Annotated in this window: 7 protein-coding genes and 2 tRNA genes; 5 read left to right on the forward strand and 4 right to left on the reverse strand. The window is 41.1% G+C overall.

Features of this window, described 5'->3' with window-relative positions; all coding sequences use genetic code 11:
• Positions 1 to 30: 30 nt before the first annotated feature.
• On the reverse strand, positions 31 to 285 hold the full coding sequence (locus AC2SLL_RS02815; RefSeq protein WP_486530144.1) for a hypothetical protein: 255 nt from the start codon (positions 283 to 285) through the stop codon (positions 31 to 33).
• A gap of 339 nt (positions 286 to 624) precedes the next feature.
• Between AC2SLL_RS02815 and AC2SLL_RS02820 the strand changes: the two genes are divergently transcribed.
• The 4 genes from AC2SLL_RS02820 to AC2SLL_RS02835 all read left to right on the forward strand — a co-directional run bounded on the left by AC2SLL_RS02820 (position 625) and on the right by AC2SLL_RS02835 (position 5,486).
• On the forward strand, positions 625 to 2,040 hold the full coding sequence (locus AC2SLL_RS02820) for a permuted SH3 domain-containing protein (protein ID WP_486530145.1): 1,416 nt from the start codon (positions 625 to 627) through the stop codon (positions 2,038 to 2,040).
• Positions 2,041 to 2,311: 271 nt separating this feature from the next.
• Positions 2,312 to 4,339, forward strand: coding sequence for a MacB family efflux pump subunit (locus AC2SLL_RS02825; protein ID WP_486530194.1), 2,028 nt, complete (start codon positions 2,312 to 2,314; stop codon positions 4,337 to 4,339).
• A gap of 639 nt (positions 4,340 to 4,978) precedes the next feature.
• Positions 4,979 to 5,054: transfer RNA gene (locus AC2SLL_RS02830), tRNA-Lys, on the forward strand.
• A gap of 356 nt (positions 5,055 to 5,410) precedes the next feature.
• A tRNA-Lys gene (locus tag AC2SLL_RS02835) sits at positions 5,411 to 5,486 on the forward strand.
• 188 nt (positions 5,487 to 5,674) lie between these two features.
• Here the strand turns inward: AC2SLL_RS02835 and AC2SLL_RS02840 are convergent.
• Together AC2SLL_RS02840 and AC2SLL_RS02845 are read right to left on the reverse strand one after the other, a co-directional pair.
• Positions 5,675 to 6,214, reverse strand: coding sequence for a DUF2726 domain-containing protein (locus AC2SLL_RS02840; RefSeq protein ID WP_486530146.1), 540 nt, complete (start codon positions 6,212 to 6,214; stop codon positions 5,675 to 5,677).
• A gap of 403 nt (positions 6,215 to 6,617) precedes the next feature.
• Entirely contained in the window at positions 6,618 to 8,012 is a 1,395-nt protein-coding gene (locus AC2SLL_RS02845) for a LysM peptidoglycan-binding domain-containing protein (RefSeq protein WP_486530147.1), read from the reverse strand.
• A 434-nt stretch (positions 8,013 to 8,446) separates the two neighbouring features.
• Here AC2SLL_RS02845 and AC2SLL_RS02850 point away from each other — a divergent pair, with 434 nt between their 5' ends.
• Positions 8,447 to 9,832, forward strand: coding sequence for a WS/DGAT/MGAT family O-acyltransferase (locus AC2SLL_RS02850; RefSeq protein ID WP_486530148.1), 1,386 nt, complete (start codon positions 8,447 to 8,449; stop codon positions 9,830 to 9,832).
• 313 nt (positions 9,833 to 10,145) lie between these two features.
• On the opposite strand, the gene AC2SLL_RS02855 is transcribed toward AC2SLL_RS02850, so the two are convergent.
• The gene (locus AC2SLL_RS02855) at positions 10,146 to 13,181 is read right to left on the reverse strand and encodes an insulinase family protein (protein WP_486530195.1); all 3,036 of its coding nucleotides are present in this window, start codon (positions 13,179 to 13,181) and stop codon (positions 10,146 to 10,148) included.
• Positions 13,182 to 13,387: the final 206 nt, after the last annotated feature.

The following is a 13,387-nucleotide window of genomic DNA, read 5'->3' on the forward strand; positions in this document are numbered from 1 at the left end:
TCGATATCTACTACTGCAATTATATTCCCGCTACTTTTTACGTGAATGGAAGCTTAATATCTCATCAATATCGGTAACGGTTAGACTCTTTAGAAGCTTTTGCTCTTCGATACTCATGTCATCAGCACGCTCTCTAATAATGTCAACTAATCGATGGGCAACCTCATCCGTTGAGGCATAGTATAGCTGTGGTTCGGATCGGACCAACTCAAATAAATACTCATGAACTGCCTGATGTCTTTTGTCATCTGTTAATTTTAATTGTTTAGCGTCTTGGTGTTCCATAGTCAACTCATTGTTGGTGGTTTTTGTCATTCTTCAATGAGAACTTTATCACTTTTAGCTTTTATCACTTTTCTAAGCAGATGATATAAAATTATTTTACACTATTCTCAATGTTAAGATACAGTAACTCCTTTAATGTATTGCAGCAATATAAACAACTGATAAATGTAGATAAAGATAATCATCTTTGAATATAATTAGAGTATATTAAATCAACTCTATACATCCGCACCCATCTTCTTTTGTTCCTGTAGTAACTTTTCTTAAACTTTAAACCATAGTGTTTTTTAGTCAATAAAGTATCATGTTTATATTAAAAATCTAATACTAGGTTGTAGCATGGCGTTTACTTCTATTTTTAAAAATCGCAAAACTATTTTAAAGTGGCTCATTGTTGGGCTCGTTGTTCTTGCTCTGGCACTGCTGGCTTATAATCGTTTTAAGCCCAAAGAAGACACACCAAGTTATATTACTGCCGTTGCTGAAAAAGGCGATATTGAAAATAATGTTATGGCATCAGGCAAAGTAAAAGCGCTCAATACAGTCGATGTCGGTGCTCAAGTATCGGGCGAGGTAACCAAGCTTTATGTGAATGTGGGTGATAAAGTCAAAAAAGGCGACCTAATCGCTCAAATTGACCAAGTAACACAGCGAAATACCCTCTCTAACCAGCAAGCATCTCTAGAGCAGAGCCGCGCAGGGTTACAAAGTGCAAAAGCTGAATATCTGAGTCGTCAAGCCGATTTAGAAAGTGCCTACGCTAATCTTGCCAGTCGTGAAGCGGAGCTAAAACAAGCCCGATCAGATTATCAAAGGTTACAACCTCTCCTAGCGATTAAGGCGATTAGTGAACAAGAGCTAGATAATGCCCAAACCAGCGTTGAAACAGCGAAAGCACAAGTTGCTAATGCACAAGCAGCCATAAAAACATCTAAAGCCGCTCTTATTACTGCACAATCAAACATTGCCAGTAACCAAGCTGATCTGCAAAAAGCGCAAACCAATTTGGATACCGCTACGACGGATTTAGGCTATACCACCATACGTGCACCTATGGATGGCACTGTGGTCGCTGTCGTAACCGAACAAGGTAGCACCGTTAACGCCAATCAGTCTGCCCCGACTATTGTTACACTTGCCGACTTATCCACAGTTCGTATCAATGCGCAAATCTCTGAGGCAGATGTCATAAATGTCAAAGCTGGTATGCCAGTATATTTTAATACTATTGGTAACCCTGATAAAAAGTACGATGCCGTATTAACTGCCATTGAGCCAGCACCTGAGCAAATAAGTGACACGAGCTCAACAAACTCAGCTATTTACTACGTTGGTTATATCGAAGTACCTAATCCAGATCGTCGCTTTCGTATTGATATGACGGCTCAAGTATACATCGTTGTTGATAGCGCTAAAAATACGTTATTGGTTCCTTCTGCCGCAATTAAGAAGGGTGTGCCTTCTAATAACACAAATAATTCGGCTTCAGGACATACAAGTCAAACTGCCCCAGCACGAGTCGCTAACAACAATGCTAATACAAGCATACCAGCCAAATCCAGTACGGGGATGGGGTATTATGTACGTGTATTAAACAAGGATGGTAGCGTAGAGGAAAGACCGGTAAAAGTAGGTATCGATAATCGCGTCAATGCTCAGATTGTAAGTGGTTTACAACGAGGTGAGGCGGTCATTATTGCTGAAAGTAGTAGTAACCCGGATAGTGAACAACGCAAAGGCCGACCTCGAATGTAACGATTAAAGGCACAGGCCGAATACACATCGGCTCACATCAAACCGCCAACTATCATTATATTACTTCTAACAATATTAGTGCTAAAAATCAAACTAGGTTATGACATCCTGAACTGAAGAATTTTCTATGACATCCTCTAAGCCGCCATATGTACGAAAAGAAGATAGCCTTGATACCCGCGATACCCTCGATAATGGTAATAATAAAAGCACAGGTGTGACAGTATTACAGGTACAGAACTCGAAGACTGCACATGTTACTGCTCCTATTATGCAGCTGTCTAATATCGTCCGAGAGTTCCCAGCAGGCGAGCAAACCATTCGTGTTTTACATGGCATCGATTTAACTATATATCAGGGCGAAATGGTTGCTATTATTGGTCAATCAGGCTCTGGTAAATCTACTCTGATGAATATCATAGGTTGTCTGGATAAAGCCAATGAAGGCGAGTATCTTATCTTTGGCAAATCTGTTGAGCAGCTTGAGGCTGATGAGCTGGCTAAGCTGCGCCGAGAACACTTTGGCTTTATTTTTCAGCGCTACCATTTACTGGGAGATATTAGCGCACGCGACAATGTCGCTGTCCCTGCTGTATACGCTGGTAAGAATAGTGATGCTCGAATGACACGTGCCGACCAGCTATTGACTGACTTAGGGCTTGGCGACAAGCTATATAACCGTCCTAATCAGTTATCGGGTGGACAACAACAACGTGTATCTGTGGCACGTGCACTGATGAACGGCGGAGATATTATTTTAGCCGATGAACCTACTGGTGCACTTGACAGCAAGTCGGGCGAAGATGTACTGAACATTCTAAAAGACTTAAATAGTCAAGGTCATACCATTATTATGGTAACGCATGACCCTTCTATCGCCGATCAAGCTGAGCGAGTCATTGAGCTTAAAGATGGTCGTATCATAGCGGATTATCATAACGAGCACGATAGCGCACCCACACCCTCCAAAACCATCACTACTGATCAAGATACTAGCTTGACCAATCAACACACTGAAAAGACACTGTTTTCCAAAAATAATACCGTAGTAAAAAACAGTAACTTTTCAAAAAAAAGCGCTATTGGCTCTTTTTTTGACCGTCTAGCCGAAGCTTTTAAAATGTCACTTTTGGCGATGCGTGCCCATAAAATGCGTACTCTTTTGACCATGTTGGGTATTATTATTGGTATTGCTTCTGTAGTCTCTATCGTAGGCTTAGGGCAAGGTTCACAGCAGCAGATTTTAGCGAGCATTAGTGCCCTTGGCACCAACACCATCACAGTAATAGATGGCTATCCTTATGGCGACCCTAGACGCAGTTATAACGATGATAGCTTAACACCAGAAGATGCTCAGGCAGTAGCTGAACAACCTTACATCGTTAGTGTTAGTCCACAACTTGATGCTAACGCCAATGTGCGTTATCGCAATATTGAAGAAGCCTCTACTATTAGCGGCGTGGGTAAAGACTACTTACAAGTTACCGGCGAAACCTTGGCATTTGGTCAAGGTTTTGATCAACAGAGTATTGACCGCCGAGTGCAAGACATCATCATAAACAGCGAGGCTAAAGATACTTTTTTTGCTAACAATGATGATCCTATTGGCGAAGTTATGCTGATTGGCAGCGTACCTAGCCGAGTGATTGGTGTTCTTGCAAGAAATGACAATGACTTTGGTCCAGCAAGCGACACTCCTATCCTATATATGCCTTATACCACGATGATGTCACGTATTCAGGGTAGCTCCCATATTGAGCGTTTTGTTGCACTCATAAATGATAATATTTCCTCAAGTGCTGCAGAAACCGCCATATCCGAGCTAATGATTAGCCGCCACGGTACCGATGACTTTCGTATCCAAAATTTAGACTCAATTCGCGAAACTATTGAATCTACCACTACAGCCCTGACCCTACTTATATCTTCTATCGCTATTATATCTTTGGTAGTAGGGGGGATCGGGGTAATGAATATCATGCTAGTATCGGTCTCAGAACGTACCAATGAGATTGGCGTTCGTATGGCGGTAGGTGCACGCCAAAGTGACATCATGCAGCAATTTTTAATTGAAGCGGTATTAGTCTGCGTGTTTGGCGGTAGCCTAGGGGTACTCATGGCCTTTATGATTGGTGAAGGAATTAATAGTATTGGTTCTGATAACTTTAAGGTTATATACTCTCCTACCTCTATTATTGCTGCTTTTGTTTGCTCCACACTAGTAGGGATTGTTTTTGGTTTTCTGCCTGCTCGTAATGCAGCCAAGCTTAATCCTGTCGAAGCCCTTTCTCGTGATTAACTGACAGCTCAGTATTGTTTAGCAAGATACTTGAACGTTTATAAAGATGCTTAAAAGTTTAGAGATATGATTAGGGTCTGTTGAACATTCAAATATTAGGACTGCTGATAGCTGAAATTGTTTCAAACTAGGCGTAAACCGACGATAATGTCTAGACCTTAGCTAAGTTTATAACAACGTTTGGGGCAATTTTAGCATCAGCCCTGCGGGGCGGAGCTATTTTTTGTCAATATATTGCAAAATTTTCTAACTTAGAATGACTAAGCGTCAAAAATTTCCCTGCATATTGCCTAAAAAATAGCCTCCGCCAGTTCCACATTTGAATGTTCAACAGACCCTAATAGTATTGAGTTATAAAGGATGTACTATAAAAATATGGATAAATTTAATATTTAGACTTGCATTCTCATTTTTGAGGCGTATAATGTGCTCTCACGTTAAGCGGATACACAGTATTGGTAACCTGATATAACTGTATGGTTTATCAATACCCTTATTTTGTTACACCCCTTTGAAGTTTTCTTTTAGGAAATTTCACTAGCGAAGATAAAAAAGCAATGCTTTTTTAGACACCTTTGAGGTATTAAGTTTAAGGCAATTCTGTTCAAAGGATTCTCTCTTAATTTTTAATGTCGCTCAGGGCCGATAGCTCAGTTGGTAGAGCAGTTGACTTTTAATCAATTGGTCCCGCGTTCGAGTCGCGGTCGGCCCACCATATACCTTAAACCCCGATTAAGCCATGCGCTTAATCGGGGTTTTTCTTTAGTTAAAGAATGAATGGTAAAAGAATTTTGGCTTAATTTACTTTAGCCCTTGCAATCTTATTGTTGATAAGTATAATGTGCTTCCACGTTAAGCAGTTATCAAATCGCTTATTTGTGATTTAACCTTATGTTTTAAGACATTGATGTCTTTAACCATTTTAGTTAAATATTTAGAATTCTTTCTTCACAGAAAATTCTCTTGTACTGTTAACATTGTATACATTGTTTTAACGCATTCATAAACTTCAAATTAAGGAAGTTTAACTTGCGAAGCTAGAAAAGCAATGCTTTTTTTATACGTGTCTCAGGGCCGATAGCTCAGTTGGTAGAGCAGTTGACTTTTAATCAATTGGTCCCGCGTTCGAGTCGCGGTCGGCCCACCATATACCTTAAACCCCGATTAAGCCATGCGCTTAATCGGGGTTTTTCTTTAGTTAACTTAAAAAAGTGTCTTTCAAATAAAGGCGATCTTTAATTCAGTATAGGCATCCTATATCCAATAAGAAAAAGCCGTTTTTTAACCCTAGATATTATTAATAATACTACCTATATTAGGCGATTAGGCGGTAACTCATTTAACAGTGCTTCTAGGATATTTGCGTAACACCGCATCAATATCATGCTGTATGACCTCAACACTGGGTAGACGCTCAGCATGGAACCTCAAAATCGGAATACCTGCACTTGCCAGCGCCTTATCTTTTTTCTCATCGGCTTTTAATCTTGACTGACTTTCATGCGTCCAGTCGTCTAGCTCGATAGCAAGTAACGTGGTTTGCGCGTCGGTATCTACTAACACATAATCCACACTCTGACGACATATTCTATTAAACCAAAAGCTTCTATCACTGCCTGCCTCTTCACTTGGTTCGATGATACGTGAGAGCTGAACTTGGCTAAAGATAAAATAGTCTGGCATTGCTTTTTGTAGTTTAGCGAAAAATAGTACTTCACTATCTGTCATGATTGGCATGGGTGTAAACGGCCAGATAGGTAAATCATCACCACGAACTGGTTTGCTCTTACGATTATTATGACAACGCTGAAACACTATACTGATTAAAAAAATCATGGCAGCGACAACCATAAAACCTAATACCACTATATCCACACAACATCTCTCTTAAAAAACAACACTTGAAGTAGCCCAATGTACCCAATATTTACCTAACACATAGCCTCTTTAATACATTGACTACTATAGTTAAAGAAGTCTAAAATGGTTACAAGGCAACCGAGTGCAAGTACTACTGGAGTAGGTTTAACGAGGTTAACGCCGTAACCGTTTAGTAGTTCGCTGACTACTATATTGACACTGAGTAACCATTCACTCATTTTGAACGGTAATTATGGTGTATTAATAACCATATAACCATCCTCATATAAAAAAACACGACAACTTGTGTCGTGTTTAATAAGCATAACTAAGTGGTAATGACCTTATCTGCAAAGAAGTTATTCAGGAGTCTATTTCAATCCTAAACACAGACAAATTTAAAGCACATCAAATAGTCCTAGCGCCAATATAACACCCATGCATTATTAACATCTGTACGAGAGTCCGCATTAATTTTATCTTTAAGAGCCAAAGCAGCTTCTTTACCTTTTTCAGGGCCAACAATAACTCTAACCCCGCGATCCGTCTTACTGGTAGAGGCGGAGTACCCCGCAGCTCGCATTTTTTTAACGATAGCATCTGCTTTTTCTTGATTATCAGCCAGCGCAACTTGGACACCAAATGTACCTTTAGCCTCACCCTGTGCCGCTTTGCGACGGGCTTCAGCTAAACGCATTTGTGCTTCGCGCTTAGTCTCAGATGCTTTTTGCTTTTGTTCCGCTTCACGTTGCAGCCTTGCAACCTGACGGCGTGATGGAATTGTCAGCGTTTGACCCACTCGTAACGAGCTCTTTACACTCATATTGTTAGCTTCTGCAAGGGCTTCAACGGGCACATTATATTGGCGTGCCAGTTTGATCAGACCATCCCCCCGCTTCACTTTATAGCCAAGCTGACGAGTGGGCGCTGAGGTTGCTTTAGGTTCAGGTTCTGCTTTAGCCCTGGTATCCTTTGCTTTGTTACTATTAGAGGTAACCGTACTTTTAGCATTATCATTTTGAATCAAACGTTCTACTTGACTAGCAGAAGGGACTATCAGCTTTTGACCAGTTCTCAAAGTGGCGTTGGCTGATAAGTTATTAGCTTGCGATAAGGCTTCTACTGGCACATTATAACGATTGGCGATTTTAATCAGACCATCGCCCCTTTGTACCGTATATTCCTTAGAGCTCCTAGGTGCTTTACCCCTTGTTTCTGAGGGTTGCTGTTTGGTTGTGGTATTTACAGCCTTATTGGCTTGAGCACTCTCATTAGCGTCTGTCGTCTGCCTAGGCTTAACTGATGCCTGAACCGGCTTATTTTGTGCAGAGCTAGAAGCTACTTGAGCACTTGTAAGCTGCTCATTAGTTTGAGGTTCAGCCTTTCTGGCTTGGACGACAGGTTTGACAACTGAACTTGTTTGGTTTTCCAATACTGGCTCATCCATCACAGGTTCAATAGCATTGGTACGGTACTTTTCATTTTCGAGGCGGGCCTTTTCCATGGCTAAAGCTTCAGCGCGCTCTTGTTCCGTCAAAAACTCCTTAGTACGCTTATCTAATTCAGCTACCTTAGATTCACGCTCCAAGCGTTTTTGTGCCAAAATACGTTCTTCCGTTTGCACATCAGCTGTTAGCGTTTGCAATGGCTTACCCTTACTCACAGTGTCAGCACTGTTGGCACTGCTCTCAGTAGACGTATCAATGATTGGATTATTGGCAGAGCCGCCACCCTGTTGTAGCATTGCAAAGAGCAATATACCGCCCCCTAAGAATACCCCTGTACCTAGCAAAAGTTGTCTTGACGAATTCATACTTATATCCTGGAATTTAACTTATAAAAATCATATTAAAATATAGTAGTTTTAGATTATAGAGGATTCACTTTGAGAAGTCTGTTATGAATTTTTTGTTTAAAGGGTTAATATTCTCAATATTTGTTGGGTTTTATATAAAAGCAATGAATTAAAACCACAACAGATTTGCTATAATACTGACCTTATATATCTTAGTTCATTTTCTGTAGAAAAACACGACTTATGGCAAAGACCAAGAAGTAATTCGTCTATCATGTATTGCTGCAATCATTCGCAGTCTCGTGTCATAAAACCTTGTGTCATTAAAACGTCTACTAAAAATATGATAGGACTCTACAGACTAACAACCCCTTCTCTACTTTTATCTTACTCATTTAAAGTGATATCTATATGACGACAACCGTTTAGTCGTTTATCTGCAAAGGATGTTTATGCGTTTACTGACCGTATTAGACCAATTATTTTTGTTGCTTGAAAATCGCAAGCAACCTATGCATGTTGGTGGTCTATTTTTATTTGAACTACCTAAAAACGCAGATGTTGCTTTCGTGCGTTCACTTGTACGCCAAATGCAAACCTCTGATGTCCCTCCAACATTTCCTTTTAACCAAGTACTACATAACTTAGCGTTTTGGAAAACCGATTCAGATTTTGATGTAGAGCATCATTTTAGGCACATTGCTTTACCAAAACCTGCGCAGGTACGTGAGTTACTCTCTTATATCTCAAAAGAGCACGGGCGACTACTTGATAGAGCTCGTCCACTATGGGAGTGTCATATTATTGAAGGCATTGAGCCTGAGGTTAAAGGGCGCCCTGAACGATTCGCATTGTATCTCAAAATCCACCACTCCCTTGTAGATGGTATTGCAGCTATGCGACTCGTGCAAAAGTCATTATCACAATCGCCCAATGAAGTCATGTCATTGCCCCTATGGTCACTTATGATGCGCCATCGACACCAAGTTGATGCCCTAATTCCAGCTGAGCGCTCTGCACGCAAAATTATTAAAGAACAATTGCGCACTGCATTGCCAGTTGCCAAAGAACTCAAACGTAGTTTCGTTGAGCGTAATAAACCCAGCTATGTGACAACCTCTCAAGCACCAATGTCTATCCTCAATCAGCGTATATCAAGCTCGAGACGCTTTGTGGCTCAGTCTTATGAAATATCTAGATTCAAACACGTTGCTACTCATTTGGATGTCAGTTTAAACGATGTCGTACTGGCCGTTTGTTCTGGTGCATTACGCAAATATTTGCTGACTTTAAAAGAGCTACCGCTAGAACCATTAATTGCATTTGTGCCAATCTCTTTGCGAAAAGATAGCAGTGCATCAGGAAATCAGCTGTCCTTTTTACTGTGTAATTTGGGAACGCATTTAACCAACCCATTACAACGCGTAAAGACCATCAGTGACAGCATGAACAATGGTAAACAACGTTTTGGACGTATGAACCAACCCCAAGTAATAAACTACAGCATCATTGCTTATGCTTTAGAGTTTATGAAGCTAATCACTGGTGCCATGCCAAATAATCCCGGATTCAACCTTATTATCTCTAATGTACCCGGCTCTAAGAAGCCATTGTACTGGAATGGCGCTAAGCTTCAAGCTTTATACCCTGCCTCTGTTTTATTTGACGGTCAAGCGCTGAATATAACGTTAGCAAGTTATTTAGATCGCATAGAGTTTGGCATTACTGCTTGCAGTCAGGCTTTACCAAAAGTACAACATATTTTACAGTTTTTAGAAGATGAATTAGCCGTGTTGGAAAAAATATGCGGCGAACGTGAACTAGGTATCCGTGAATAATGTCTTGTTCATGAGTGAGCGGCTAATAACCCACCTCAGTCTAGCAACCTAATTTTTAGCGCTATAGTCAAAGAAGTCTAAAATGGTTACAAGGCAACCGAGTGCAAGTACTACTAGAGTAGGCTTAACGAGGTTAACACTGTAACCGTTTAGTAGTTCGCTGACTATATAAAATCATAAAACTCTGAACCATACAGCCATAATAAAAAAAAGGTAAGCCGACGTTGGGCTTACCTTTTTTATTATTATGGCTATCTTACTGATTGTTTATAGTAGACAAAGAATACTTGTCAAAGTATAGCGTTAAAAAAGCTTAACCGGCTACCCTCTCCACCTTAAATCCAAGATCTACGACGATACTTTCTTTATCATAAGGTGCCAAAACTGCTTTGGAAGATGGCTTGTCTTTAAGATAGGTCACAGCGACTCTTTTTAAGTCTTCAATGGTTACTGCCAATATATTACTACGCATTGCTTGTTGCCATGCTTTTCCACGTTGATGTAAATCAGCAAAACAGGATTTAACGGCCTCACCTGCTGGAGAACCGGGTTTATCCATACTAGATATAATGCCTAAAATGGCTTCCTCTAATTGCTCAGAGGTTTGCGGGGTATTAAGTAGCCACTCAATACTCTGTATAAAATGATCGAAGGTTTCGGCACAATGTGGGTCACGATAGCTAAAAAACTTAAATGCGCTCGCATTTGCATCATAGCCTGCACCGCCCCCATAAGCGCCCCCACGCTCACGTATTGCACTGTGCAAATACCCATTACGTAAATAGGGGGCAAGTACCATTAAAGCAGCACAGTCTGGATGATCCGCAGTTACTGCTGGATAGACAGACGCGTTATGATAGACGTTCGTTGCAACCAGCCATGCGACATCATCAGCTTGACGATTTAGCTCTGTCTGTAATGCCGTTAAACCCCCGCTATCAGACTCTTCCTTATCTAAATGTGCTTCACTAGCTCGTGTCAACTCTAGCTGTGTGTATTCAGAGGGTATATTGCCTTCAATGGCGGTTTTACTTTGCTCATTTACCATAAATGAGGAAGTCTGCCAGCTTTGCTCAATCAACCCTTTTAAGCGTTCAGTCTGCTCTTTTTCGCACACAATTAAGGCGTGTTTAGGTAATGCAGCTAAACGTTGATGCAAGGCCATAAGTGCTGAGGCTAATTCATCCCATTTACTACTATCTTCTTTCGCATGTGACAAAAACTCTTTGAGCGCGTTTAGGGCAGGTAAGCCACTTCTCACATACTCAAGCTCAGCTTGACGACTCATACGGCGACTGGCTGTTTGCATAGCATAGGCATGCCCTGCACTAGCCAATCGAGACTGCCATCCTGATTGCTTTTGTTGCAACAACTCTTTAATACGATCATGCTCACTAAAGACACTGTGTTCAAGCACTTGTTTAACCAAGTCAATGGCTTCAGGCTTACGATTTAAGGCTCGAGTTGCCACAACAAAGTAGCTGGTCAATGTATCAACATCATGCGTAGAGGTTCGTTGACTAATACGCGCAGTTACCCCTGAGGAGTGGGCCGCTTGTACCGCTTGAAACTCACGAGCTGATAAAGTATCTGTCCCAAGATCCGACAACAAACCTAAGTAGATAGGCAGTAGGGGGTGATTGACGATATCGTCTTGATCTTGCAAAGACATGATAACTTGATAGTAATACAGGCCATTAGTGCCTGCTTCGTATTGATACAATACACTCTCAGTGCCGGCCAAGGTAGTTGCAACCTGCTTACCATAGGTAAAGCTTACTGATGCTGGGACATCTTCAATCCCTACTTTTGGCAGTACACTCAAGTCATCTTCTGCCGCTTGGCGTTCGGCCAAATCTATCGCTTGCTGTTTAAGCTTAACCTTATCCTCTGCCATAAGAGTTGCTTCAATGGCATCAAGACGTGCCTGCTCTGCTGCAGCCAGATCCCCTGATTTCGTTTCATCGGGTACTAAGGTCACGCGAACACGATGTGGGTTGTCAATCAAATGTTTTTTTAATAGCTGGGGTAGCCAGTTTGGATCTTTTACCTGCTCACGGAGCCAAAGTAAGTGTTCATCAACTTCCCAAATATCAATTGGATTACCATCATGAATAGCCGTGCTAAAACCTTCTAGCATAAGATTTAGACCATAAGGGATGCTATCGCCCCCAATATGTCGTTGATCAATCTCTATTTGATGCAAGATGGTTTCAATAGCCTCGGCATCAATTTCACTACTGGCAATTTGTGTCAGTAAATTTAAAATACCTTGCTCAACTGCTTCCGCATGTTCAGGTTCTGAGCCACGTACACCCGCATAAAAAACCATTTCAAAATGACTGTCGTCTAACCCTAATAGTGGACTTGGCCCTGTAGCAAGTGGATGACTATCCAAATACTCACGCAAGGGAGAACCGGCATGTTCAATCAACACACCTTCAAGCAAGCGCAATGCAAGACGCTGCTGTGGATCAGTGATGGTCGGTAAAAGCCATGCCGTTACATGATGCGTTTGTGCCTCTCGCAACTCATCAACTGTATATGTTTCAATTGCTGTTATTGGCGCTTTTAACCGTTGCTCCAAGCGTGAGTCATGTTTCTTACCACTTTCAAACTGGCTTAGTGCGTCTTGGTGTAATTTTTTTTGCGTTTCAGCGACTGGAATATTCCCAAAGCTCATTAGTACACTGTTAGAGGGATGATAATGGCTGTGATGAAATTCAACCAGCTCAGCATGTGTTAAATCTGGAATATCTGCTGGGTCACCGCCAGAGTTATAATGATAAGTAGTTGTCGGGAATAAATGATGAGCTACAGCATGATACAGCTGATCAATCTCGCCACTCATTGCCCCTTTCATCTCGTTGAATACGATACCCTTAAATTGCGGCTTATCGTTTTCATCAAGCTCTATACGAATGCCTTCTTGTGCAAAATCAAGCGGATGAATATTTGGAAAAAATGACGCATCTAGGTATACAGACAATAAATTAAAATAATCATTTTTATTTTGCGTCGCAAAAGGATACGCTGTCCAATCCGCTGCAGTCATCGCATTCATAAATGTGTTTAAGGAGCGCTTTATCATAGAGAAAAAAGGGTCACGCACCGGATATTTAGCCGAGCCACATAGTGCTGTGTGCTCTAAAATATGTGCCTCGCCTTTTGAGTCCATTGGCTGCGTACGGAAACCAACCAAAAATGCATTTTCATTACTTGGATGCGCAAGATGATAATGCATAGCGCCAGTTTGGGTATGCTTACTAATCAACACGTCAATCTGCAATGACTCAATCCTACGGTGCTCAACCAGCTCAAAACTTGGATGTAAGGTTAAATCAGGCATAGCGTGGATAACACTGATGTCATTAGTGGACTCAGTGTTGATAGTACTGCTTGTGGTATTGTTCACGGTGTTGTTCAGGATAGTGTTAGTAATATTGATCATATAATCTCGACTATTATTTTGATAAATTTTGACGACCTGTTCTAAATAACGTCTACACCACCTCTAATAAACAAGCTATAAATTAACTGTATCAACTGTATTAA

It is taken from the genome of Psychrobacter sp. CX97 (assembly GCF_057396285.1).

What these genes read in the sequence shown, in the direction of transcription:
- AC2SLL_RS02815 (WP_486530144.1), bottom strand. Translation starts at nt 285, where the DNA reads ATGGAACACCAAGACGCTAAACAATTAAAATTAACAGATGACAAAAGA.
- AC2SLL_RS02820 (WP_486530145.1), top strand. Translation starts at nt 625, where the DNA reads ATGGCGTTTACTTCTATTTTTAAAAATCGCAAAACTATTTTAAAGTGG.
- AC2SLL_RS02825 (WP_486530194.1), top strand. Translation starts at nt 2,312, where the DNA reads ATGCAGCTGTCTAATATCGTCCGAGAGTTCCCAGCAGGCGAGCAAACC.
- AC2SLL_RS02845 (WP_486530147.1), bottom strand. Translation starts at nt 8,012, where the DNA reads ATGAATTCGTCAAGACAACTTTTGCTAGGTACAGGGGTATTCTTAGGG.
- AC2SLL_RS02850 (WP_486530148.1), top strand. Translation starts at nt 8,447, where the DNA reads ATGCGTTTACTGACCGTATTAGACCAATTATTTTTGTTGCTTGAAAAT.
- AC2SLL_RS02855 (WP_486530195.1), bottom strand. Translation starts at nt 13,181, where the DNA reads ATGCCTGATTTAACCTTACATCCAAGTTTTGAGCTGGTTGAGCACCGT.